Below are 25789 nucleotides of genomic sequence, written 5' to 3' on the forward strand. Positions count from 1 at the left end.
AAGGTAGTGGAGCGTTGAGTGTTATGAAAACGCAGCTACAAGCAGCAGTCCCCAACTGATCAACTTTTGCTGACGAAGCGACTGCCGAACGGATGATATGGCCCGCAGCAGGTGATTCTCTACCGTTTTGGGGGCGAGGTTCATTTCTTCGGCAATTTCTTTATACGATTTTCCTTCGAATCGACTGAGTAGAAAAACCCGCTGCCGCTGGGGCGGTAATTGCTGAACGGCCTGTTCCAGAGCCCGGTAGAGTTCGTCCTGTTGAAGAAGCCGGTCGGGCTGAATGGTTTCGGTATCGGCCCGGTCCAGATCGTCGGGGAGCGTTTCCTGCCGACCCAGTTCCCAGCGAAGGCTGTTATAGGCGCGGTTCCGAACGGCCTGATACAGATAAGCGCGGTAGGAGCCTGTAATCTGTTTGTAAATTTCCTTTGTGTAAAAGGTATAGAACAGGTCGGCAACCAGATCTTCGGCTAACTGGCGGTCGTAGACAAAGCGTACGGCATGACTACAGAGTGGGGCAAAATACTGTCGGAAGAGGAGTTCGCAACCCATTCGTGGGTCGGTTGCAAACGCATTCCGAATAAATAATTCGCCATCGGTAGGCATAGGAACGGGGGCTTCGGGATGATTCCGCAGCAGTGGTGTTGGCTCACCGGGTGCGGGGTCAGTAGGTCGCCGAAAGGGAAACGCGTTAGCTGGCATTAAATCGAAGGGTTTGGTAGAGGTAAGACAAGTTTCCCCCCTCCAATCCCCCAATCGATTTTTATTTTTTACTCATAAAATACAAGAAAATTAATCGATGGTCTACTGAACCGCAGCAGATTTCTTATTGTAGAGTACGTTCTATGAAGAAAATACGTATTCCCAGCCCATGAGGGCTACTGTCGATGAAGGCTTTTTTTCCTTTTATAGGATAAGGTTAAGCGGTGTGTGTGTTGACCTATATGGTGGTCAGTAGATTGTTAGCCCTGGCGATTCCGGCCATTGGAATTTGCAAATAGGTTCTTTTTCTGTCAGCCTCCCATACGTTCGTTCATAGACTCTCTGTTTTGCAATAGGGTTCTGGTCTGGCTCATTGAATAAATCGTTCAACACTATTGGACAGCTGATATCAATAGAATAATATGTTGTTACTAATAAATTTTTATTTTAAAGCTAATTTTAACAATCGAATAAAGAATAAGCGTTTTAAATTTGAAAGCTTTATGATTTGATTCGAATTGACTAGTTGATTCTAATGCTAAGGCAGATGCATTGCGCAGCCAGCGTACAAAAATCTACGGTTTTTTCGGGTAAATAACCCGGTAAATCCATATAGATGACATAATTGGTATTCATTTTGTAGAGGGTATTATTGTCTGAAATACAAGGTAAAGAATCGCTCATGAAGCGTATTGGTTTTATAATAACGGTACTCATGGAGTTGTTGTCTGGATGCCATCATGGCAATCGGATTGCCGATTCTTCTGTGCCACGAGTTGCCTATGCTTTTCATGAGCTGACTAACGATACAACGCTTTTTGCGCAACCGCAGTCGCTGGGTGTATTAACGAATCCGATTTTGTTTGAGGTGTCAGGACTGGTTGCCAGTCGGCTGAATCCGGGTTATTTGTGGGTTGAAGAAGATTCTGGTAACCCCAATGAAATTCAGCTTGTGAATCCGGCAGGCCAGGTTGTGGCCCGCTTTGAAATTGAAGGGGCAACAAACTACGACTGGGAAGATATTGCCATTGGTACCGGGCCCAGCGCTGGCGTTCCCTATATTTACCTGGCCGACATTGGTCATAACAAAGTCCGATTTGCCGATAAAGTCATATACCGGTTTCCGGAGCCTTCGCTTGCGGGCATGCGTCTTCCGGTTGATGGGCAGATTACGGATGTAGAAACAATCCGGTTGCAATTGCCCGATAAAGCGCAGAACGCCGAAGCGATGCTGGTTGATTCGACAGCGAACGAATTGTTTATTCTGTCGAAAGGAGACGATTCGGTGGTTTATAAGGCGTCTTGCCCAAAGTCGCGGACGCAGGCGATTACCATGTCGCGGCTGTTTGTGCTTCCTTTTAAAGATGTTACGTCGGCGGCACTATCGCCCGATGGACGCGAAATTCTGGTGCGGACTTACGAAAAATTGTTCTATTACAACCGTCGCGATGGCGAAACCATTGCCGAAACCCTGAAACGGCCGCCCTGCATGGTGCCGGTTGCTAAAGAACAGCAGGGAGAAGCGGTTGGCTGGGAGCCCAATGGCGATGGTTACTTTACTACCAGCGAAGAACTGGATGGGCACCCGCAGGTGATTTTTTATTACCCACGAAAAAAGCCGTTGCTGGCTACATCGAATCGCAGTCTGGGACCAGCCCATATAGCCGTTTCTGAGCCTGACTAATTTTCTACATTTCGCCTTCAACGCCGAGGCCAAACAGCGCAAAATCGTACCGAACAGGATCAGCCGGGTCAAATTGGCGTAACTGCTCTGTAAGCTCCAGGGCCGCTTTCCAATCGGTTTGTGGGCGAGTCAGCAAACCAAGCTTTCGGGCTACCCGATTAACATGCACATCAATCGGCATAACTAGTTGATTGGGGTTCAGGCGAGTCCAGAGCCCAAAGTCAACTCCCCGGTCGTCTTTTCGAACCATCCATCGCAGAAACATCAGCAGGCGTTTGCACGACGAGTTTCGGGCAGGTGTAGCGATGTGTTTGCGTGTTCGTTCGGGAAAAAAATCGGTAAGGCCGCAGAATCGGTCGTGAAACGCAATCAGATTTGGTTCGACCGTTATGAGTGTTTCACTAGAATCGACAGCGGCCAGAAACGCATCTTCCAGCGAATCGTGCGCTTGATAATACTGACGAAAAAAATGCAGGAAGTAGAGTGCGTCGGTTGCGTTGAAGGTACGGTGTTTAAAGGCCAGAAATCGTTTTAAATCGCTTTCCTGGTGATGGCGCACGAAATCGTAAGGTGCGCCATCCATCAAATCGACCAGTTCCAACGATTTTTTCAGAATAACCGGTCGCTGTCCCCAGGCCAGCACTGCTGCCCAGAACCCCATAATTTCGATATCCTGCTTCTGCGAAAACCGGTGTGGAATGCTAACCGGGTCGCGTTCAATAAACGAAGGCCGATTATACTGATCGGCCTTCTGGTTGAGTAAATCGGAAAGTTCGGTATATATCAATGTGATTTTCCTCCACTAACGACCCAGGCCATTGCACGGGAAATTCCCGAAAAGATGGACAGGAGCGTCGACATAAGAAATGTAAAGACTGCAATAAACGGGTATGCCAGCGTAAACATGATACTGAACGTAACATAGCCCGGCGAGGATTTCATTTTTCTGTCCCGTTCCCGATTGCGTCGGGCAATGCGTTCTGTTTTTGTTTCCATAAAACTCAGGTTGGTGTTTATGGTTTCGATTGCTCTGCCCATTGGTCTTCATTCTTCTATAGCGGAGCAACCGTAAATTATAAACTGAAAACTGAAAAATTAAGGCGCTATATAACTTACCTCTGCTCGAAAACGCCGGTCTTCGGGGGAAAGTTTCGCGAAGGCCTGACTCGACAGCTTTATCAGAATCTTGTCGTTGACACCCGTGTTGGGTAAACGCCCGACTACTTTTACCCACAGGCTCTGGTTGTTGAATTCGTTACGAACCTGTACGAGCGTGCCAATAGGAGCCGTACGATGAAGAGCCAGATATTTTCCCGAATTATCGCCTTCAATCATTTCGGCCACCCCGCTAGTTGCCACTCGTCGGCCACGGGCAGGCATTGGGGCATCATTGCCTGGTCGCGGTAGTTCAACTTCTTCCTCCGGTTTTGCTGGCGCGGCAGGCGCGTTGTCGGGTTTTGTTGGCGTTGGGTTATCGGGGCGAGGGGCCGGGGTTTCTGTCTTTATCGTTACTACCTCTTCTGTTTTTCGTGGTGCTGGCCGTTCTGTTTTAGGAATGGTTCGGGCGGGCGTGTCGGGATGCGTTGGAGCGGGTGTTTTAATGGGCTGAGTAGGTGTAGGGCCCGACGGCGTACGGGCCAGATAGGCTTTTTCGCTCACAATCAGGGCCTGCCCAATCAGGACGTTATTGCCCGACAGGTTGTTCCATTTACGCAAGTCCGATTGATCTACTCCATACCGAACGGCCAAACTATAGAGCGTTTGACCGGATTCAACAATATGAATGCCAGCCTTATCCGGGTCATTACCTTTGCTAATTTCTTTATCTGCATGTTGCTCCGGCGTTTTAACTACCGCTTCTGCCGTATGTTTAGCTTCGCGCTCTTTTTCTTTCTCCTCTTTGCGAATAGCTTTGTCGATAGCTTTGGCTTCTTTTCGACTTAATGCGCCGTCGGGAATCGGAATTCGGATAATCTGAGCGTAACGCACATTCTCATTGAGGTCGGGATTGGCACTTTTAATAGCGCCAACCGAGCTGGCGTATCGGCGGGCTATTGCATACAGCGTTTGGCCTTCATCGACACGGTGAAGAATAAAACGTTTACCATCTTTTTTTTCAACACCCACTGAATCAGCCACGGTGTGGGCACATACGATACCACTAAACAGGAGGGGTAGCGTAGTGAGAACTATGTATTTTTTCATGGGCTGGTATGAACCAAAAACCAACAGGGAGTTTCTGAAAATAGAGTTTATCGTAAAATTAACGTAAAAATCGGGCTAACTTTCATCAAAACGACTTTATATACTGGTCATTAGTCCGTCGCCATTAGTTACTGGCCATTGGGTCGTAGTTTTAATTACAACTGCTAATGATCAGTAACTAATGACAAATGACAATTAGAAGGCTGTTAAAAAACCTTAATTCTGAACGGCTTAAACACAAGCGGGCGTTTGATGTTTAGAAGAAGATAACCTTCTGCTTCGTACTTTCGCCCGGATTGCCACGTTTTGTCATTTTTTTTAGTAAAACGTGGTAGCGTCCAGTAAACGTATTTCAGGGGTTTATCCAACAAATTCATTAATCATAGAAACGTAGACTACATGCAAAATTATTCGATACTCTGGGCCGACGACGAGATTGATCTGCTCAAGCCACATATACTATTTTTGAAAAATAAAGGCTATGAAGTAACGCCTGTCAATAGCGGAGCCGATGCCCTCGAAGAGGTTGAACAGACCAACTACGACGTTGTTTTTTTAGATGAAATGATGCCCGGCATGACTGGTCTTGAAACGCTCTCCCAGATTAAACAGATGCGGCCAAACCTGCCCGTAGTGATGATCACCAAGAGCGAGGAAGAGCACATTATGGAAGAGGCTATCGGGTCTAAAATTGCCGATTACCTTATCAAACCTCTCAACCCGAACCAAATTCTGCTTTCCGTTAAAAAAATTCTGGACAATAAGCGGCTGGTAACCGAGCGGACCAACATTGGTTATCAACAGGATTTTCGGAATATTTCGATGCAGTATAACGACCGCATGGATTTTAATGAATGGGCGGACGTCTACAAAAAATTGATTTACTGGGAGCTGGAGCTGGATAGTTCGCAGGACAGAAGTATGGGCGAAGTGATGAACATGCAGAAAAGCGAGGCTAACTCTACATTCTGTAAGTTCGTTATGGATAATTACGAAGACTGGCTCAACGATCCGAAGCTGGACAGTCCGGTGATGTCGCACCAACTGATGCGGAAAAAAGTGTTTCCGTTGCTGGATCAATCGCCTGGCTCAACACCTTTATTTTTCATCCTGATCGATAACCTCCGCTACGATCAGTGGAAAGTAATAGAACCGCTGCTGGGCGAATATTTTACACTCGAAGAAGAGTCGTCGTATTATTCGATTCTACCGACCACAACCGGATTTGCCCGGAATGCTATTTTTTCGGGAATGATGCCCAGCGAAATGGAACGTAAGTATCCAGATCTGTGGGTAAACGACGATAGCGAAGATGAAGGGCTAAACAACCACGAAGACGAATTTCTGCGTCGGCAACTCGAACGGAGCCGCCTGAATGTGAAAATGTCGTACCATAAAATCCTGAATGTGAATCAGGGAAAAACGTTGGTCGATAGTTTCAATAATCTGATGCAGAATCAGTTGAACGTGATCGTTTATAACTTCGTGGATATGCTTTCGCATGCCCGCACCGACATGGCTATGATTAAAGAACTGGCACCCGACGAGTCGGCCTACCGGTCTATTACACGATCATGGTTTCTACACTCGCCTTTGCTCGAACTGATTCAGAAAATTTCGGCCAAAGGTGGGCGGTTAATCATTACTACCGACCATGGCATGATTCGGGTTCAGAAACCAGCCAAGATCGTTGGTTATCGTGAAACCAATACGAATCTTCGGTATAAGCAGGGTAAAAACCTGGGCTTTGAGGAAAACCATGTATTTGTCGGTCGTAAACCTGAGCGGTTGTTTTTGCCCAAACCACACGTATCGACGGCCTACGTTTTCACCCTCGAAGACTATTTCTTCGCCTATCCGAACAATTATAACTATTACGTCAACCACTACCGGAACACCTTTCAGCATGGTGGTATTTCGCTGGAAGAAATGATTATCCCATTCGCTTATCTGACAGCTAAACGATAGATAATGAGTCATTGGTCATTTGTTGGTGTCTGGACACTGAACAACCAGTAACTTGTTCAACATAAAACGGCGCTTGTTCTACGCAAACAAGCGCCGTTTTATGTTGAACTGACAGGAATATTACAGATTTTTTTGCCAGCTTTCGCGGAGCTTAAGCTGTTGCGCCGTTGCCTGCGGGTCGGGCTCAAAAATGTAGCGGTTCACTTCGTCGATCTCCTGCATCGTAGCTTTTACGGGAATTAGCTGACCATTCCGTCGCACGGTGATTTCATACGGATCGCCCGCTTTTAATCCCCGAATCTGCTCCCGAAGGGCAGCCAGCGCCGACAGACTGATCGGTTGCTGATTGAAACTAACCCATTCGTCGTTTTCCTGAATGCCCGCCTGCCGCAATGGTTCACTAACCTGCCGCAGGCGCAGTGTATCGTTAACCGGAATAGGGCGCATACCGAGCGAAGGAAGCTTCTTTCCGCTGGCTACCGCCGGTTTATATAAAATACCAATTTTGCCGAAATACTCTTCCAGCGGCAGGTGTTCGGCGTTTTTGATATACCGATTGAAGAAATCGCCAATTTCGGGATAGGTCTTCTGCGTGAAGATGTCGAAGAACTGATTTTCCGGGAACGGGCGGTTAGGGCCGTAGGTAGCGGTCAGTTCGTTGATTACTTCGCGAAGCCCCCGCTTTCCGCCCGACAGTTCGAGCAGCCGAATGTCGAGCAGGCCAGCTACCAGCGCACCCCGGTTGTAGATATTGCCATATTGCCGCTGCCCTTCGGGCGTGTAGCAGGTCATGGCTAGTTTCAGCAGACTGTAGGTCGTGTCGAGTTGCTGGTCAATTTTCACTTTCTGGCTCATTTCCTGGCAGTAAGTAGGCAGGTCGATCAGGCCACCGCGCAGGCGCATGGCCCCGTTTGCCCATTCGGTAACGCCTTCATACAACCACAAATGGGCCGAGGGTGTGGGTGTTACGAAATTGAACTGCTGAATAATTTCGCTGTGGATGTTCAGTGGTGTTACCACATGAAAAAACTCGTGCGCTGCAATAGACGTAACAGTCTGCGCCAGATTGGGGGAGAAAGGCGCTTCCTTAAAAATATATTCCGAGCTGTAGGAATGCTCCCAGGCCCCCCAGCTTTCGTCTTCGAAGTGATACAGGAACGTGTATCGTTTTACGGGCAGTTTCCCCAGAAACGTTCCGGCGGCCTGCAACATCGACTGCATACTGTTGAGCAACTGCTGCGAATTGACCTGATCGGTTTTCGAGTAAGTATATACTTCAACCGTTGCGCCCCCAATACTGGTTTCGGCGCGGGTTAACCGACCCAGCAAAATCGGCGAATCGACAATGCGGTCGTAGCTATCGGCCAGGTAATAGCCGTCTTTGTTTTTTTCGAGGGCCGATCCGGCTTTCCAGTCGGCGGGGTAGTTGATTTTTACGGCAATCGGGCTAGCTTGCATACCCTGCGGAAAACCGAACACGCCCTGGCCGTTGATGAGGGCATGATCGTCTTCAATCGATGTGCCGCACATCCGGTAAATAACGTCTTTCTTGACGGGTGTGTCCCAGGTTTCGGCAATCTGGTACTGAATCCGCCGAACCTGCTCGGGATGCTGAATTTTCCACTGGTTGGTCGAAATCTGCTCGGTGACCAGCTCTTTGCCTTTTTTGTCGAAGGCTTTAAAGCCATGCACAAACCGGCCAATGTCCATGACCTGATAGGTACCGGGAGCGGTGGACGCAAACTGATAGACCGCATTTTCGGGTTTAAGGCCATCGACCGTGAGTGTAACGTTAAACCGATCATCGGTACGATTCAGCAAATCGACCTCATATACCAGAGGGGCTGGGCCAGCCGCCCACAACGGTGTCGACAGAAAGGAGCAGGCCATCAGGGTGCCCCAGAAAAACTTGTTCATCATACAAAAAGAATGCAATATTTTGCAGGTAGACAATTACTGCAAGCTAAATATACTCAATCTTCAAATTAGCTTTCGTAAACTATGATGAGAGGAAAATAGGCTGGATTTGTGGAACGGTCTGTTGGGCTAAGGACAAAACCGGCCAATAGTCGGGTCATACATCCTGGCCCCGTAATCGAGCCACTCCGTCTGAGGCTGCTTCTCCTTGCCGTTGTAAAGATACTTGTTTTTATCGCTGCCGGTGCGCTGGATGGGCAAACCAAAGGCATAGTACTCGGTCTCCTGAATGATGGTGCCGCTAGAATCCATCACCGCCCGCACATTGCCCAGATGGTCTTTCAGATAGTACTGTACGCTGTAGACTCCGGCCTCGTTGGCCAGTTGGCCCTCTTCCAGACCGATGCGCAGCAGGGTGTTGTCGGCCCGGTATTCGAAGGCACCCGCATAGAAGGTGTTGAGGTTGTCGGGGAGAAGTAGCGGGCTCTACAACTGGAAGAGGGGGAGGGAAAACTCACCATTCTATTAGACTTTATAGCTTTGACTAGATTCAAGGTAATACAGTCCTGTCGTCTCTATCCTATCACTCCTTTTTATCAGTTATATTATCTTTGTTCGGGTCTCCAAATTGCAAGAAACTGATATATGTAGATCATTATGTAAATAAGTTTATTAAATAAAAAGTCAATCGTATTTTTAAATGCAGGATAAACAGAAGATAGTTGTTTGTTGAATTTTTCATCGAAAAAAGCTCCTTGAAATCTTCCTATTATGTTGAGAACTAATAACCCGAAACTGAAGCCTAAAAGTCCTAAGAAATCTTTATTAGGCATCGGTGATTTAATTTTTAATAGGCCAATTTGCATAAAAATTGTTAACAATAGTATTGCAATTGACAAAATAGTCAATTTTTTATCTATTTTAAATTTCTGTGTTAATAACGAGAATAATATCAAATCTATTAATCCAAAGAAAATAGAGTAAACTATTTCTGCAAGCATAATGGTTTAATTTTTAAGTAAACTAATTTCGCGGGTTGCTTGCTAATGTTTATATGGCTTTTCCAATGAGGCTCCTAGTTTCAAACCTTCCGATATTCCGATATTAGACTATATCAACTTAACTAAATCCGACTTTGACATAGGTAAAAAGATGAAAACCTGACCAGTATTATAATTGACTACCAGCACATTGTTCAGCCTGCTGGCTCAGATTAAGTCTTGAGTAGTACATTTTATTTGCGTTTTTTAAAAATTAACCTACTTACTTCTTTATCGCTAATCTCAGGTTGAACCTGAATTGTTATTGAATCGCCAAAAGCTTTTTGGGTAAATGTCATATATAACTCTTTTATTCTAATATATCCAGCAAATTTAGAATACTCATTTGTTGTATCTTTGTTAAGCAACGTCGCATGTAATTGCTCAAAAGAGTAATCTTTTTCTTTGTCGGCTTTCCCCATAAAAGAAACTACAATGACAAATGTTTGGCTTTTTTTGTTTACTTTTTCCTTTTTGTCGTTTTTATATAGTATACTTTGTTCTACCCAAGCTTCTTTTATGTGAAAGAAGAGGTTCTGTGAGATTAACTCATATCTCCCCAGCAAAACATCATGTTCTTTGGCTTCTTGAGAAGATTGTGAAATTATCCTAATTGGATTATCCATTGACCCTTCAAGAATTGTCATGAAATACCCTATGAGCACCAAAATGCTTATTAATACTAAAAATAAAACAACTATTTTTCTCATACATTCCTAATTGTGTCTTATGTCTTCTTGTTCGATTTCAGGGTTTAAATCGTTTATTTTTTTCGAATCAATATTTTTTCTATTTGCATTCGCGTTTAATGTTTTTGGTACATCTGGAGCAATTTTGTCTATATTGTTATACAATATATTTTTATATCGGTAGTTAGGTATAGCAGGTAAGTTTCCAGAAGGAGTAGATTTAGTGGGGCCAACCTTAGATTCGGTAGGTCCCGTTTTTGTGTATCCAGGGTCTATGCCGGCAGCATCCAATGCCTTTGAAACAACATCTGCACAATTGCAGTTGATAACATTATAATCTTTTAAAGCTTCATCACTTGCGGCTTTAACAGCCCTTGCATCAGTTTCAGTATCAGTTGAGAATCTGATCTGTTCTGAGTATTCGGCGGACAAATTTGTTCTGTCGAATTCTGCTTTAGTACCGAAAGGTAATCTTGTTCGAGCTGAAGGGCCTCCAATAATAGGATTTGAGTTCCAAGTCCATTCTTTATCTCGTCTTCCATCTTTTGATATAAATGTCCATCCTGTTTTATCATTCCCTATTAAAACAGCACTATGCCCTGCTGCAAGGCCAGCAATCCCTGTTGCCCCCTTAGGATTGTTTAAAACAATTATATCTTTTGGAGAAGCTCCATTCGGATCAATAAATCGTATTGGGTTATCAAAGTTCATTGAATACGGTGACCAGCCTGGCATTTTGTATGTCAACGGATCCACCACCATCCATCTCCCAATAGTTGGATCATACATCCTGGCCCCGTAATCGAGCCACTCCGTCTGGGGCTGTTTCTCCTTGCCGTTGTAAAGATACTTGTTTTTATCGCTGCCGGTGCGCTGGATGGGTAAACCAAAGGCATAGTACTCGGTCTCCTGAATGATGGTGCCGTTTTCGTCCATCACCGCCCGCACGTTGCCCAGATGGTCTTTCAGATAGTACTGCACGCTGTAGACCCCGGCTTCGTTGACCAGTTGGCCTTCTTGCAGGCCGATGCGCAGCAGGATGTTGTCGGCCCGGTACTCGAAGCCACCCGCATAGAAGGTGTTGAGGTTGTCGGGGGCTTCGTACTTTAATAGACTTAATCAGAGTAAATCAATTGAGAAGGCCAACCATTAGGAGGATTTATAGATAAGCTATCAATTACGGGGGTATCCCAGTCTATTAGTGAGAGTGAATCGTCATTGCAGCTGATTTTTACATAATATTTTTTACCTATATAATATCGTTGAGACCCAGTAATAGATTGATAATCTTTAGTTATTATCTTGTTTTTGTAGCTAAATTGAAGTGTGGCAAATTTTCCTGATTTTTTATAATAAGTTTCTTTTAAGGTAGCTACAGTAACTTTATAGCATTTGTTAATATAATGCCTCTTCATAATCCCATGCACCGTTAGGTAAGACATTATTGCCAATAGTGATCCAAGAATAATTTTATTTGGAAGGGATAAACTTTTTAAGAATTCCATTATTTCTATTTCTGAGAAAAAGACTTATCTAACTCGTTTTTATTCAACTCATTGGTGGTGTTAAATAAGCCTTTATTTAGTAATAACTGCCCCCCTACACTATAACGCCCCATTAGATTTTGCAATTCATTTTCCCAATAATTCGAAAATGTGCCATAAAATACATCAGAACCGGCTGCTGGATTTATATTACCTATGACCTGGTTATTGACAGTTAAGTCAACCTGTGAGGTGAATACTGCACCAGCAAGAGGAGTCATTGTTAAGTCTGCAAATGTATCAGCAAAATCTATCGATTTCATTGATTCCATTAAACCATTACCTTTTAACCATCCTGTGACAACTTGGGATGATAGACTTACAACGAGCTTACGTGTTGCTGCCGCTCGATCAAAAGAGAAAGTATTTCGTAAAACCCATGGTACTACGATTCGAGCTGCTGGTGCAACTGATATAGTTGCCAAAGTAGTAACAGTAGCTATACTATACTTTCTATTTTCCTGTGCAGTATATATATAAGGGTTGTATTGTTCATTGTTATACTTTGAGAATAAAAGCCAACTCCCAGGATAATTAGCTTGAAGGTTACTGTACTGGGTAACCGTGACTGATGGTAAATCTTTTAAAGGAGAATATGTGCCGTCTTTATTTACTTTCATACTGTCTAATCCTAATATATCTATGTGATTTATTGGATTATTCACTACATAAGCATAGGGTGATATGCTTAAAGATTTTTCAGAAGCAGCATCAACACAATTCCACCGGCCAATAGTTGGATCATACATCCTAAACCCATAATCGAGCCACTCCGTCTGAGGCTGCTTCTCCTTGCCGTTATAAAGATACTTGTTTTTATCGCTGCCGGTGTGCTGGATGGGCAAACCAAAGGCATAGTACTCGGTCTCCTGAATGATGGTGCCGTTTTCGTCCATCACCGCCCGCACGTTGCCCAGATGGTCTTTCAGATAGTACTGTACGCTGTAGACCCCGGCCTCGTTGACCAGTTGGCCTTCTTGCAGGCCGATGCGCAGCAGGGCGTTGTCGGCCCGGTACTCGAAGCCACCCGCATAGAAGGTGTTGAGGTTGTCGGGAGCTTCGCTTTTGAGCTTGGTGCCACTGGCATCGTAGGTGTAGAGCACCGTGAGGTTGTTGCGCGTCAGGCTCCGGGGCAGGTTGAGCACGTTGTAGGAAACGCTGCTCAGGCTTCGGTTGAGGTCTTTGGTCAGGTTGCCATTGGCATCGTAGGCCAGCTCATCGTTGGTATTGGCCCCGTTGATGAACCCCTTCACGGGCTGGCTTTCGTTCGTGCTGGCATCATCGACGCGGGTGAGTCGGTTACCGTTGTACTGGTAGCTCAACTGGTCGATGGTGGTGTTGGCATAGCTGCGGGTCAGCGAGAGAATGTTGCCATTGGCATCGTACTGAATCGGCGATTCGTTGTAGCCACTAAAGTTACCCGTTCCGGTGGCATTGGTTAGCCGGTTGGCCGGGTCGTAGGTCAGGTTCATGCCACCGCTGTAGCCTTTGGTCGTCCACGACTGGCTGGCGATGTTGCCGTTTTCCTGATAGGTCAGCTTCAGCGAGAAGGGTTGCCCGCTGGTGGTCTGGTGGTCGCCCAGCCAGCCGCGTGGCGTGTATTTGTAGCTACGGATGTGGCGACCGCCGTGCAGTGATTTGGCCGCCAGTTGGCCCACTTCGTTGTAGAGGTTTTCGACATGGGTATAGCTCTTTTTGAGAGTATAGTTCTCATTGAGTGCCTGCTGGTAGAGCGCATGGTCGGTTTTGGTGAGCCGGTTAGCATGGTCGTAGCTGAAGGTTTTGATCAGTCGGTAGGCGCTGCTACTGGTGGCCTGGGTGGTCCATTCCAGTTCGGGTTTACCATCGAAGGCCAGTTTATAGCTGACCCGTTCGTAGGCACTGCTGCCCAGTCCATACAACTGGCGCAGGGTTTGCACTACGCGGTATTTGTCGTCGTAGTAGATGACCGTTTGCAGCCAGTCGCCATAGGTGCCATCGGGTTTGAGGACACGGGCTTTGGAGCCGGTTTGCAGGCCCAGCCGTTGTTGGTTTGGGTTGGCGGCAAACTGCTCGCCGGTCAGCCCCAGCTCGTTGGTATAGCCCTGAAAAGGGGTAAAGGTATAGTTGTCGTAGTAGGTGTAGAGCAGTGGGGTTTCGGTACCGCCGGGTTTGACCCCCATTTCGGTTTGCCGGTTGAGGTTGTCGTATTTGTAGTAGAAGACAGTGCTGTTGCCGTCGGTGGCGGTTTCCAGCAGATCGGTATCGCCTTTGTAGGTCATGTGAGTGGCATTGGCACCGGGCACTTTTTTGTCGGTGAGCCGCCCGTGGTCGTCGTAGGCGTAGAGAAAGGCATGTTTGTTAAGATCGTTCTGGGGATTACCGTTCTGGTCGGTACGGGTAAACATGGGTTGGAGCACGGCGCGGAGTTGCCCCAGATTGTCGTAGACATAGTAGGTATCGAGCAGGGTGCTGCCATCGCCCGATGCTTTGACCCGTTTGAGAACGATTCGGCCATAACGGTCAGTAAACTCGGTCGTTTCGGCACCGTTTTCGTCGGTAGTGCGGGTGAACTGGAGAGTATTGGCGGGGTAGTTAGTCGGTTGAGTGGTGATGTTGGTGAGGCTGTTACCGGTAACCAGAAATCGTTTGACTTCGTTTTGGGTATTGACCCCATAGGTTCGGTTAGCGGAGTTGCTGGCCCCAGGGGCTTTCAGCGAAGCGATCCGGTTGAGGGGAGAGTGTTCGTAGGTAGTTTGCGTGGCAAATGTTTCGTCGGACGTTCCGCCGTTGATGGGTGTCGAGACGTTATTGCCATTGGCGTAGTAGGCTTTGGCTTTAGCTTTGACATCGGTCGCCGACTGGCTGGCGGCCCCGTTTGTGGTATAGGGGGCAGGCAGGAAGGTTCTGGTGGGCCGGTTAAGGTTGTCGTATTCGGTGAGAGCGAGCACATCACCTTTAGAGGCAGCCTCGAAGGCCATGATCCTGAGGGTGGGTTTACCGAGCCCATCGAAATAGGTGACCTGGCTGGCAGCCTGAGCCGAGTTGGCCGATGTTTCGTTGAAGTTGCCTGTGGAGCTAGGTTTTTTGTACTGTCGGCTGATGATGAATGTACTGGACTGAGCCCAGGCACTGTAAGCCAGGAGGCTATAGCATAGGACGATGACGCAACGGTAGTAGTGATTCATACACAGGCATCTAGAGTTAACGACAACAGTTGTCTCGTGCTATGGAAGTGCGGGTTTGAGTACCGGCAATAACACGAGACAAAGTTGAGCGTAGCACTAGGCTGTTTCAATACCCCCAAAGGGGTAAGTTGGGGGTATTTTGGGGGTAGAGGCATCCAGTTGGCGTAAGAGACGCCTAAATTCGGTCTTCTTTGCGGGTGCGAATGTTGGTAGTAAAACAGGAACCTACCAAAATCCTAGCCCCGTTAGGGATGTAACAGGCTTTTACCTTGTTACATCCCTAACGGGGCTAGGAGTGTTGCTCTTTTGGACTGCTCTACCGATAGTTTACCCACTGGGCTTTGGTTTCGGTAGGTGTGTTCAGGCGTCAACTCATTGACGCCTGAACATTCGGGATGACTACTTTTTACAGAATGAATAGCCTTTAGGCTATTACCTACTACATTTCCTGAGTAGTAAACTGAACCGTGTCGACAGCAAACAGGGGTTTTTGCTTCGCTTCTGGATTAACAAAAACCAGATAGAGTTTGTGTTGCCCGGAAACGGGTTGCCGGAACGGTAAACTAACGGGGCCTGCTGTTCCGTGTTTAACGTCGGTTTCGCCCAGGAGCGTGCCCGTGGGAGAGTCGAGGTGAGCTTCGAGTTTACCACCAGCTACCTGATCGTTGGCCGCAAAAACCGTTGGCGACAGGCCCTGAATGCCGGTCAGATCGATGTTGTTAAACACCAGATAGCTTCCCGATTTCAGACCAATAGCGGCTGGACCCATTTTAGGAATATCGTATTGGAAAATATCCTGCTTTCCATCGGCTGAAACGGCTTTCACGACCGGCGACCGCAGGGCCAGCGTTGAGATGCCAGTAACGGGCCCAATAGCACCGTTGCCACGGTCGGTATAGGAGGCTGTCAGCACATAAGATCCTTCTTTTTTCTGAGTGGTTGGTACGTATTTACCAGCCAGTGGCTGACGGTTAACGGGCTTCTGATTGGCCAGCGACAGAATGTAGCGGACCATATCGGTAGCTTCGCTTTCTTTCAGTTGCGGGTGCGCGCTCATCGCCTGTTCGCCCCATACACCGCCACCACCATTGATGATTTTGCGGGCCAGTTTGCTCTCGATCTGCGAAACACCTTTGTATTTCTTCGCTACATCGATATAAGCCGGGCCAATTGATTTTTTATCGATGGCATGGCAGGCTTTGCAATCGCTGAGTTCAATCATCCGTTTGCCCGTTGCGAAGCCCGTATTGGCTTGGTGGCCTTGCGCCAGCATCGTTTTGTCGAAGCCTTCGAGGTAGTCGATGGTCATCGTAACGTCGTCGGGGTTGATGCCTTTCTGTAGCGAACCGTCTTCCTTGTCGACTACCTTCACTGAATAGTTTAGTGGCTTGTTCGGGAAATAAAATGTTTTGTTTCCGGCAACGGCAACCTCCACTTTTGGTTCGTCGTTACCAACTTTTACGTCCACGGTTTTGGTGGCCGAGTTTCCGGCTGCATCCGTCACTTTCAGGGTTGCCGTATAGAGGCCCGGTTTGCTGAAGGTAACGGTTGGGTTGGCCGACGTTTGTTTGGCTACTCCCTGGCCAAAGGTCCATTCATATTTTAGCGCATCGCCGTCGTAATCCATCGACCCCTTCGAATCGAATTTAACGGTCAGTGGGGCTGCGCCCACGGTTTTGTTGGCACTTGCCATCGCAACGGGCTTCCGGTTACCAGCATTATAGGTAATGCGCGACAGTCGGGCATCGGCATTGGCGGCAAACCACTGCTGGCCGTATTCGAGCGTATAGAGCGACCCATCGTTGGCAAACTGCATGTCGATTACGTGCGAAAACTTCGTGCTCGGCATAAACGTTTCCATTCGTACGAAGTCGCCGTTTTCTTTCATCGTAACGGGATGAATCCAGTCGCGCATCCAGTCATAGGCGAAGAATTTGCCGTCGTAGTGGCGGGGGAATTTCACCGGTGTTTCTGGATAATCGTCGTAGTAATAAACGGGGCCACCCATGGCATTTCGACCGCCTTTGCCAACAATTTCACCAAACTCCGGCGATTCGGCATATGGATAATAAATAAAAGCTTTCTGAGCGGGCGGGAGTTCGCGCAGACCGGTGTTGTTTGGCGAATCGTTAATGGGATGTTGGGGGTCGAACAGAGGGCCGGTTGTGCTATCGGCAAAGCTCCGGCTATGGTAGGGGCGATTGTCGGCCACAAACAACGGCCAGCCAAAATAGCCAGCCTGGCGAGCCTGGTTTATTTCATCGTGTCCTCTCGGGCCATATTTCTCGCTGTTGTTACCCGCATCGGGACCAACTTCACCCCAATACAGGTAGCCCGTCCGCTGGTCGACGGAAATACGGTAGGGATTCCGGTTGCCCATCACATAAATTTCAGGGCGTGCTTTTGGGTTTCCTTTCGGAAACAGGTTGCCTTCCGGAATGCTATAGGTTCCGTCGGCTTCGGGATGGATACGGACAATCTTACCGCGCAGGTCGTTGGTGTTGCTCGATGTCAGACGGGCATCCCAGCCACTGCGCCCCGGACGTTCATCGATTGGCGCATAACCATCGGAGTTGAAGGGGTTGGTGTCGTCGCCAGCCGAGAGGTATAAATTGCCTTTCCGATCCCATGCAATCGAGCCACCCGTATGGCAGCAGCCGTCCCGTTTTACGGGAATGGTCAGCAGTACCTTTTCGGTATTGAGCAGCAAGGTGTCTTTTACGTCATCGTATACAAACCGCGACAGGTGTTGTGCTGTATCGGCAACGGTATTGCCCGTCAATGGTGAGTAATAAGCATAGACCCATTTATTCTGCTTAAAGTTTGGGTCAACGTTCAGACCCATCAGGCCATACTCGAATTTGGTGAAGACGGGGAAATTAGCGACTACTTTTACTGTTTTTTTTTTCGGGTCCCAGAGTTTCAGCGCTCCTTTTCGTTCGGCAAATAATACTTTGCCATTGTCGAGAACAACCAATTCGGTTGGTTCATCGAGGTGGTCGGTCAGCACCTGCCGTTCAAAACGGTTTTCTTCCGGAAACGGTTGCGTGGTGGCCTGGCTAAATTTGAGGCTGGTAGCCATTACTGACTTGATACCGCCCAGAATGTGTTGCAGAAACAGCGGATCGCTATACGACTCATCGGTGTGGCCACCGCCCGTATAAAACGCTTTACCTCCCTGAAAATCGTGGTGCCAGATGAACGGGTGATTGTCGCCATTTTTGCCACCTTCATAGGTTTTCTCGTCTAGCTTACCGAGTACTTTCAGGTCGGGCTGAATGCTTTTGTAGTTGTACCACTCGTCCCAGCGTTTCCAGCGGTCGGGCAGCATTTTGGTGGCCGGGTGGTTTTTATCGATAATGTCGATTTCGGCATTCTGTTGCTTGGGATGGCTCAGGAAGTAAGCACCTACCAGTTGGTTATACCATGGCCAGTCATATTCAGTATCGGCGGCTGCGTGGATACCCACGAAACCACCTCCTGCCTGAATGTACCGCTCAAACGCTGCCTGTTGCACGTCGTCGAGTACGTTGCCCGTTGTGCTGAGCCATATCACGGCGCCGTAACGCTTTAAATTGTCTTCGTTAATTTTCGAGGCATCTTCAGTTGTATCGACGGCAAAGCCATTTTCCTGACCAAGTTTCATGATGGCTAGTTTGCCAACAGGAATTGATGCGTGACGGAAACCTTTTGTCTTTGAGAAAACCAGTACCCGATTGAGAGCAACGGGCGTTTCGGTAGAAACGGCTGGTTTTGAGGCTGTTTTGCGCTTGGCAGTTGTCTGTGCCCACGATGGCAACGACACTGCCAGCACGCCCGCCAGCAACAATGCGCGGGAGGGAAGCCGGAAGTTTTTCATAGAGAATCAGGATTTATGCAAATTGGTTGGTAACAGCCATAAAGACAATTGAAGGTTAACTTATTCGGGTATTCGATTGTCTTTTAATAAGAAGCAAAAATAGCGAAAATCCTAACGCTACGGTACCCCATTTTGCCCGAATTACTTACATTAATTTACTTTAATCTCCTTTTTTTAATACGGCAACTGCTTTGCCCTGTTGCCATAACGTAAGCCTGCCCGTACTGATTTGATAGGCGAGGGGTTGGGTGAGTACGTTGAGAAATTTGGCTTCAATTGCATTGCCATTGCCAATACAGGCCATTTTGGTGGTTACGAGTGGCCCGAAACGAATCAGATGAGTATCGGCCCGGACACTACCACTTAGTCGATTACAGCCGGTTGTGCCGGTTACGCGGTTTTCGGTGAGGGAAAGTTCCAGGCGTGGCACTTCGCGTTCCTGACTGGTGCTGATGGCTTGTCCGTCCAGCTCGGTCAGAATCCAGATGTCCTGCAACAGAGCCACCTGCTGTAGTGAAACCCCACAACCCTGGTAGGTTTTGCCCCGAAAAACCGCTTCCACGCGGTAATCGAAGCGCTGGCCCGACAATTTATCGGTACAGCTATCGGGCGTAAAGGCAATTGTAAATTGATTATCCTGGGCTTGTATCGTATAATGGAAAGAGCCGTTGGGATTGGTTTGTTGTTTGGGTACGGGGGCAATCAGGCTGTCGCCGTCGAGGGCGTTGAAGCGGAGGGTATTTTTAGACGAATTGATCGTTAGTGACCAGGCAGGCTCATGGCCCGTCGCTATCAGCATATCGCCTGCTTTCAGATAGTTGGAATAGTCAGCTATTTCGGGCTGGTTCGTGGGCGTTAGCATGGCTGCAAACTGGGTCGAGGGGCGTCTGCAGGCTGTAACCATCAGCAGTATACCGAACAGAATCGTACGCATGGCATTCGGTTGTAAATACAGTTCATTACTAAGATGTATAGTTGCCGCAAAAGTTTAAGCTGGGTTCTCAAAACATTTGTTAACGATTCTACCATACTAACCGACTCCGAAACAGTCTGTTTATATCCATCGTTACACATTCTTATACGTATTGCGACACGTTATGAAAAAAGGATGGATAATTGCTCTGGGTGTGCTCATTGTGGCCGCGATTGGGGCTTATGTAGGGTATAGTCGGCTTAGGCATGAGGCCGCTGCCGAAACAGGACCTTACGACAATACACTGAAACCCCGGCTGGAATTAACCCGGTTTGATTTCACGAACATCAGCGACGACACAATCACCATGACTATGTATATGCTCGTCGATAACCCGCTACCAGTTGGTTTTAAAGCGCATCGGCTCGACTATACGTTTTATATCGCCAACACCCCCGTAGTGATTGATTCCTACCAAAAACCGATCGAAGTAAAGCCGGGCGATAGCACACTGATTGTCATGCCTGCTAAATTATTCAGCAAGAAGATGACAGAAGTGCTGAAAACGCTGGAACGAAAAAATATCGATAGTACGACTTATAAAGTACGAACTACATTTGCACTGGACCTGCCTGTTTTGGGCGAAAAAACATTTGCAACTACCGCCGAGAAACGTTTGCCAACGTATTATATTCCGAAGGTCAAGGTTGAGAATATCCGTTTTGGAAAACTGGGTTTAAAGGAGGCCGATGTGGCAGCAAAAGTTAGTGTCATAAACAAAAACAAGTTTCCATACAACATCACGGATACGCACTATACGGTCTCAATCGACGGAAAAAAAATTGCGGAGGGCGATCAGCCAGAGCCAATCCTGATTAAAGCGCAGGCCACGACACCCGTAGTTTTTCCGGTATCAGGGAAGCCCGGTAAAACATTAAGTGTGTTGCCCAAAATGCTGTTCGATAAGAAAGATACGCCTTATGTAATTGACTTCAGGTGCAAGGTTCTGGATAAGAATAATAACCCCACCTTTAAGAATAGCAAGTTTATTGCAACCATTAAAGGAACACTGGACGACTTTAAAAAGAAAAAATAACAGACTTCATCGACGTTCGACGGGGCCTTACGTTTTAGGTATTGATATGAAATCGCATTACGATCTGATTGCAATTGGGGGTGGTTCGGCAGGGTTAGGGGTGGCAATTGCCATGAAGCGGCTAGGGTTTACGGTGTTGATGATTGACCGATATGACCGCCGGATTGGTGGCGATTGTCTGAACGATGGCTGTGTGCCAAGTAAAGCACTAATTCATGTTAGCCGGATGGTTCAGCAAGCCAGACGAGCACAGTCGTTTGGCTGGACAATGGAAGGCAAGACCGACCTGGCGGCCGTGATGCAGTATGTAGACGAACGACGGGAAATTATTCGGGTGCACGAAAATGCAGCCTATCTGCGCGAGGTAGAAAAGCTGGACGTCGAACTCGGTATAGCCCGGTTTGTTGGTCGGCGGGAACTCGAAATCCGAACCGGCGATGGGCCCGGACGCACTACGTCGGCTAAAAATATTGTGCTTTGTACTGGTTCCAGACCAAAGCTGTTGAACGTGCCGGGAGTGGAGCAGGTGAAGACCTATACCAATGAAACTATTTTCTCGCTCGAAAAACTGCCCGACCGATTGCTGGTAGTTGGTGCGGGGCCAATTGGTATTGAAATCGGGCAGGCTTTTCAACGGTTTGGTAGCCAGGTAACCATAGTGGGTACCGAAGACCGGATTTTACATAAAGAACTTTCTGAGGTTTCGGATCTATTGCAGAAACGATTAACTGCCGAAGGTATGGAGTTCAGGCTGAATCGAAACGTGAAGGCATTTCATGGTACAAATACCGTTGAGCTTGAGCGGAAAAATGGTTTAACCGAACGGCTCGAATTTGATGCTGTGCTGGTGGCCATTGGCCGAACATTTAGTTTCGATGATCTGAATCTGTCGGTGGCTGGTATTGAGCTTGACAATAAAGGCCGATTGAAACTCAACGATTATCTGCAAACCACTAACGAACACGTATTTGCGGCTGGCGACGCAGCCGCCGGGTTGCCCGCCGGACAGCGACTTTTTTCTCATGCGGCTGAGCTTCATGTGTCGACGCTGGTGACGAACTTCATTACGCCGGGGCAAGTACTCGATAAAAAAGTAAACTACGATCATTTTTCGTGGGTGACCTTTACCGATCCGGAAGTAGCTACGTTTGGTTTGCTGGAGGCTGAATTAAAGACGCGCAATATTCGTTACGAACGGCTCGATTACGACTTTGCTCACGACGATCGGGCCGTAATTGAAGACTACGAATATGCCCGTATGATTCTGTTTACCGAACCTGCTGGTATAAACCCATTCGGAACAAAAATTCTGGGCGGAACGGTCATTGCTCCCAATGCCGGAGAGCTGGTTCAGGAATTGATTCTGGCGGTTCAGCAGAAACTGACGGCGGGTGATTTCTTCAACAAGATTTATCCCTATCCAACCGCCAGTCGCGTTAACAAATCAATTTGGGTCGATCATATTTCCGATAACCTGCCCGGAATAGTCCGCAAAGCAGTGAAGTGGCTGTATGTCTGAACCGGGATTTATATGATTTTGCTGACTGACTTTGATTTGAGAAGATAAAAGTGCTTCAAAGAAGCGAAATAAAACCAAAGTCAGTCAGCAAAATCATATAAATCCCGGTTCAGACATAGTACTACCAGATGGCATAGCAACACCACCGGAACTACAAAACCGGGGAGCCAGATGAATGGGAATTTCAGGATGCCAACATTGGGTTGCTCAAACGCCAGTTGCTGAAAGGGCGACGGAGCCGATAGAATGGCATGAATAATAATGTTGATAAGTAACAATAAGGCCGCTATGTTCCAGACGAATAGCCATCGTTTGGATAAGATTGGCCGGTTAAAGGAAAAATAAGCGAGGATTGGGGCGGTTAGGCCAGCCAGAATGTCAAAATTGCGGCCTTCAAACGTCATCAGTTCGGGAATCTGATGATTCACATACAACCCATACAGAACCAGCTCGACCACAATACGAATCGTGTGCAGGTAAGTGATAGTCGATAAGGGTAAACCAGCCAGAAAACGACGCCCTGACCTGGAGACAAACAATCCAGCAATGAGCAAGAGGGGAGGCCCAACGGCCAGAAATAGGCGAGGTGGTTTTGTGTTCAGGGTCGTAAAAAAGCCCTGTGAGGCTAAGGTGCCAAGCACGAATAGCCAGGCAATCAGTCCAATAAGAATAATGCCTGAAATTCGTGGTGCTGCCTGGCGAACAGCCATCATAAAGCCCAGTAATGTTAAGGCCGTAGTTAGCGCGAAACCGATTGCCAGCCCAGTTGGTGGGTTGGCGGTGAGGTATTGTAAGTTGGGTTGCATGGAGTCTCGATGGCCGAGCATTGAGTTATACTCAGTGCTGCAAAGGAAACCATACGTAAAGGCTGATAACAAGGAGCCAAATGCTCTAATTAATGAATGGTAGATGGTTTTGGCATGAATGGTCAGTTAACGACAACCTGCCGAAACCATTTCTTAAATTCGGCACTTCGATACCGACTGACCATGACTTGTTCGGATGGCTGATTTTTGTGGAGTGCTGGCGCTAACTCGACAAGAAGTTTCTGATTGACATCGTCCTGAACAGAACGAATGGCATTAAGGTGAGCGATAAACTGTCGGTTCAATTGAAAGAACACCGATGGTGGTAGTTGCGACTCCAGTTTCGCAAACGACGTGTAGGTAGTGGGTTGCTGTTGTCCATCGATTTTAACAAGCAGTACCAACCCTCCAGTAGAATAAAAATAGGCAATTTCGTCGGGAGGGAGTCGTAGCTGGCGATTACCTGCTTCAATGAATATTGTTTCCGACTGCTGAATCGGGTACTGTTTTGTTATCAGTTCGGTTGCCGTTTGCTGCTTTTCGAAGTAGATCGTTTGTAACAGATAAAGGCCTACATAGCCACCATTAACTACGGTTGCAATGGTAGTGCAGACAAAAATGCCGGACGTGAAAAGAGGAAATGTAGGCCAGTTGCCTGAATAAACCCGGATTGAGATGGGAAATACCACCGCAAACGTCAGCAAGGTAGCGATACCGCCCAGCAGAATCTGGAGCCTGATGCGTTTGCCCGGATGTTTATAAAAAGGGAATCGCTGATCGAGATGGCGAAATACCGCCAGATTAACTTCCCAGCACGAAAGCATTACCGTAGCAACGGTTAGGAAAAAGGGCCACGGAAACTGGTAGCCACCTTCGTAGGGATAGTGTTTGTAGAAGACTACGTGGGAGGCAATAAAAGCAGCCACCGGAACCAGTATGAGCCGGGCATAACGATGTTGCCGGGTGGTGAGTGGTGCCATAGATAACTGTCTGAACCAGGATTTATTTGATTTTGCTGACTGACTTTGATTTGAGAAGATAAAAGTGCTTCAAAGAAGCGAAATAAAACCAAAGTCAGTCAGCAAAATCATATAAATCCCGGTTACAACTGTGGTTGTTCGGCAACTAACTTCTCGTCGATATGGCCGGGTTTACGGTTGCGCATCCAGAACCAAAGAAATGTAAAGGCAACAATCAGGATGATGGGGAAGGTGGTCATCTTAGCCAGGGTTGCCTGGCCGGCAGCCAGTTCAAGTGCATCGCCTGTAAGGCCGGAAGCAGCTTTCTCAACTCGTTCCGAATCGAGCCAGCCACCAATAATAGGCTGGAAAATGGATGTTGAGAACATACCGACTCCACCGATAATCGACATGCCTAATGCGCCACTTGCCGGAATCCGCTCGGCCACAAAACCAACCATCGTAGGCCAGAAGTAACAAACGCCAATAGCAAAGAAAATAGCCGCAACATAAGCCATTGCACCAGTTTGGGTACTGAATAGGTAAATACCCAGTGTTGCAAAACAGGCACCGCCCAGCAATACACCCGTTTGGTCGAGCCGATGGATGATAGGTCCACCAAAATACCGGCCCACAGCCATCAGACCCGTCACTAAGGCTAAAATCAGCAGTGGCTCGGCTCCGCTCTTGCTCAGGATAAGAGCTGTCCATTGTTGTGGTCCAAATTCTGAAATGGCAGTTAACGCCATGCAGCAGAACATAAATATGTAGAGCGGACTAAACATTGCCCGCAGGTTGCTGCTTAACGAAGTGGCTTCGGCTGTTTTCGAGGCTGGAAAAGTCTGACCAAAGAATAGGAAAACATAGGTCAACGCTGGCAGCATGATAAACCAGATTTGTGCCTGCCATCCCATGCCCATTTTGGTCATAGCCAGCGAAATCAGACTTCCCACCACAATGCCGCCAGGAAACCACATATGGAAGCGGTTCAGCATTTTGTTCATCTGACTGCCTGTATACATGTCGGCAATCATAGGGTTACAGGCTGCTTCCGTACAGCCGTTACCAATACCGATAAACAATGTTGAAATCAGCAGAGTCGTGTAGCCTTGTGCATAAATGGTAAGCAAAATACCAAGCACATGGCATACAAAGGCAATCTGCATAATGAGTTTTGGGCCAACCGAATTGTAGACTAATCCACCGATAATCATGGAAATAGGAAATCCAACGAACCACATGGAGTTGATGAACCCTAGCTGTTCGGCCGAAAGCCCAAATTCGGCGCCTAATTGTGGCAAAATGCCGGCCCGGATACTAAACGAAAAGGCTGTTGTAATCAGGGCAAAAACACTGGCCAGAAACAGCCGCGAAGGGTTAACGGTTTGATTCATTTTCTGCTAGAGGGGATTTAGTGGTTAGTAAATTGTTCGAACGTTTAAAGGGTTTTGGACGCAGGTTGGCGGATGAAGCAGCAAATACCGACCGTATGGCTTTTCTTCCGGATTGACCTGTAGCTTTCTAAAGGCGTCAGAAGAAATAAACTCCCCGTTTCTAGCCCGTATTTATGTAAAATTTCCGAAAAATAATAGAAAACCGCTAATTTCCGGCCGCAAAAGTTAGAGTAGGTTAGCCGCTTTTCCGTCTTGTCATAAGGGAAGACAGGCAAACCATTTTGCATCCCTTTGTCAGCGAGCTAGTTGTCGTGAGCCAGTGCTGGC

At 47.5% G+C, this 25789-nt stretch carries 20 protein-coding genes; 4 read left to right on the forward strand and 16 right to left on the reverse strand.

The window, feature by feature from the left end; genetic code table 11:
- Positions 1-21 precede the first annotated feature (21 nt).
- On the reverse strand, positions 22-702 hold the full coding sequence (locus WBJ53_RS06420) for an RNA polymerase sigma-70 factor (protein ID WP_338875242.1): 681 nt from the start codon (positions 700-702) through the stop codon (positions 22-24).
- Between the two features lie 715 nt (positions 703-1417).
- Here WBJ53_RS06420 and WBJ53_RS06425 point away from each other — a divergent pair.
- The gene (locus WBJ53_RS06425; RefSeq protein ID WP_338875243.1) at positions 1418-2386 is read left to right on the forward strand and encodes a hypothetical protein; all 969 of its coding nucleotides are present in this window, start codon (positions 1418-1420) and stop codon (positions 2384-2386) included.
- A 4-nt stretch (positions 2387-2390) separates the two neighbouring features.
- Here the strand turns inward: WBJ53_RS06425 and WBJ53_RS06430 are convergent, their stop codons facing one another.
- The 3 genes from WBJ53_RS06430 to WBJ53_RS06440 all read right to left on the reverse strand — a co-directional run bounded on the left by WBJ53_RS06430 (position 2391) and on the right by WBJ53_RS06440 (position 4591).
- A complete protein-coding gene (locus WBJ53_RS06430; RefSeq protein ID WP_338877160.1) occupies positions 2391-3170 on the reverse strand; it encodes a TIGR02757 family protein in 780 nt (259 codons plus the stop codon).
- Positions 3170-3382 (reverse strand): hypothetical protein, encoded by a 213-nt coding sequence (locus WBJ53_RS06435; protein ID WP_338875244.1) that lies wholly within the window; start codon positions 3380-3382, stop codon positions 3170-3172. Before WBJ53_RS06435 ends, WBJ53_RS06430 begins: the two co-directional genes overlap by 1 nt.
- A gap of 99 nt (positions 3383-3481) precedes the next feature.
- The gene (locus tag WBJ53_RS06440) at positions 3482-4591 is read right to left on the reverse strand and encodes a LysM peptidoglycan-binding domain-containing protein (RefSeq protein ID WP_338875245.1); all 1110 of its coding nucleotides are present in this window, start codon (positions 4589-4591) and stop codon (positions 3482-3484) included.
- Between the two features lie 399 nt (positions 4592-4990).
- On the opposite strand from WBJ53_RS06440, the gene WBJ53_RS06445 reads away from it, so the two are divergent.
- Positions 4991-6559, forward strand: a complete 1569-nt coding sequence (locus tag WBJ53_RS06445) for a bifunctional response regulator/alkaline phosphatase family protein (protein ID WP_338875246.1) — start codon at positions 4991-4993, stop codon at positions 6557-6559.
- A 120-nt stretch (positions 6560-6679) separates the two neighbouring features.
- Here the strand turns inward: WBJ53_RS06445 and WBJ53_RS06450 are convergent, their stop codons facing one another.
- The 9 genes from WBJ53_RS06450 to WBJ53_RS06490 form a co-directional block, all read right to left on the reverse strand.
- On the reverse strand, positions 6680-8479 hold the full coding sequence (locus WBJ53_RS06450) for a peptidase (RefSeq protein ID WP_338875247.1): 1800 nt from the start codon (positions 8477-8479) through the stop codon (positions 6680-6682).
- A 126-nt stretch (positions 8480-8605) separates the two neighbouring features.
- Positions 8606-8788, reverse strand: a complete 183-nt coding sequence (locus tag WBJ53_RS06455; protein ID WP_338875248.1) for an RHS repeat-associated core domain-containing protein — start codon at positions 8786-8788, stop codon at positions 8606-8608.
- Between the two features lie 293 nt (positions 8789-9081).
- A complete protein-coding gene (locus WBJ53_RS06460) occupies positions 9082-9477 on the reverse strand; it encodes a hypothetical protein (RefSeq protein ID WP_338875250.1) in 396 nt (131 codons plus the stop codon).
- A 233-nt stretch (positions 9478-9710) separates the two neighbouring features.
- Positions 9711-10226 carry a hypothetical protein gene (locus WBJ53_RS06465; RefSeq protein WP_338875251.1) on the reverse strand — a complete coding sequence of 172 codons (516 nt, stop codon included), beginning with the start codon at positions 10224-10226 and terminating at the stop codon, positions 9711-9713.
- Positions 10227-10232: 6 nt separating this feature from the next.
- Positions 10233-11141 (reverse strand): RHS repeat-associated core domain-containing protein, encoded by a 909-nt coding sequence (locus WBJ53_RS06470; protein WP_338875252.1) that lies wholly within the window; start codon positions 11139-11141, stop codon positions 10233-10235.
- Between the two features lie 179 nt (positions 11142-11320).
- The gene (locus WBJ53_RS06475; protein WP_338875253.1) at positions 11321-11710 is read right to left on the reverse strand and encodes a hypothetical protein; all 390 of its coding nucleotides are present in this window, start codon (positions 11708-11710) and stop codon (positions 11321-11323) included.
- Between the two features lie 5 nt (positions 11711-11715).
- The gene (locus tag WBJ53_RS06480; protein ID WP_338875254.1) at positions 11716-14916 is read right to left on the reverse strand and encodes an RHS repeat-associated core domain-containing protein; all 3201 of its coding nucleotides are present in this window, start codon (positions 14914-14916) and stop codon (positions 11716-11718) included.
- Positions 14917-15355: 439 nt separating this feature from the next.
- On the reverse strand, positions 15356-18775 hold the full coding sequence (locus tag WBJ53_RS06485) for a ThuA domain-containing protein (RefSeq protein ID WP_338875255.1): 3420 nt from the start codon (positions 18773-18775) through the stop codon (positions 15356-15358).
- Between the two features lie 160 nt (positions 18776-18935).
- Positions 18936-19709 carry an META domain-containing protein gene (locus tag WBJ53_RS06490; protein WP_338875256.1) on the reverse strand — a complete coding sequence of 258 codons (774 nt, stop codon included), beginning with the start codon at positions 19707-19709 and terminating at the stop codon, positions 18936-18938.
- Positions 19710-19872: 163 nt separating this feature from the next.
- Between WBJ53_RS06490 and WBJ53_RS06495 the strand changes: the two genes are divergently transcribed.
- Both WBJ53_RS06495 and WBJ53_RS06500 read left to right on the forward strand, forming a co-directional pair.
- Positions 19873-20784 (forward strand): LEA type 2 family protein, encoded by a 912-nt coding sequence (locus WBJ53_RS06495; protein WP_338875258.1) that lies wholly within the window; start codon positions 19873-19875, stop codon positions 20782-20784.
- Between the two features lie 46 nt (positions 20785-20830).
- Entirely contained in the window at positions 20831-22303 is a 1473-nt protein-coding gene (locus WBJ53_RS06500; protein ID WP_338875259.1) for an NAD(P)/FAD-dependent oxidoreductase, read from the forward strand.
- An 80-nt stretch (positions 22304-22383) separates the two neighbouring features.
- Here the strand turns inward: WBJ53_RS06500 and WBJ53_RS06505 are convergent, their stop codons facing one another.
- The 3 genes from WBJ53_RS06505 to WBJ53_RS06515 all read right to left on the reverse strand — a co-directional run bounded on the left by WBJ53_RS06505 (position 22384) and on the right by WBJ53_RS06515 (position 25462).
- The gene (locus WBJ53_RS06505; RefSeq protein WP_338875260.1) at positions 22384-23109 is read right to left on the reverse strand and encodes a hypothetical protein; all 726 of its coding nucleotides are present in this window, start codon (positions 23107-23109) and stop codon (positions 22384-22386) included.
- A 122-nt stretch (positions 23110-23231) separates the two neighbouring features.
- A complete protein-coding gene (locus WBJ53_RS06510) occupies positions 23232-24089 on the reverse strand; it encodes a LytTR family DNA-binding domain-containing protein (protein ID WP_338875261.1) in 858 nt (285 codons plus the stop codon).
- Between the two features lie 122 nt (positions 24090-24211).
- The gene (locus tag WBJ53_RS06515; protein ID WP_338875262.1) at positions 24212-25462 is read right to left on the reverse strand and encodes an MFS transporter; all 1251 of its coding nucleotides are present in this window, start codon (positions 25460-25462) and stop codon (positions 24212-24214) included.
- Between the last annotated feature and the right edge of the window lie 327 nt (positions 25463-25789).

The sequence above is a fragment of the Spirosoma sp. SC4-14 genome, assembly GCF_037201965.1.
In the GTDB taxonomy this organism is placed as follows: domain Bacteria; phylum Bacteroidota; class Bacteroidia; order Cytophagales; family Spirosomataceae; genus Spirosoma.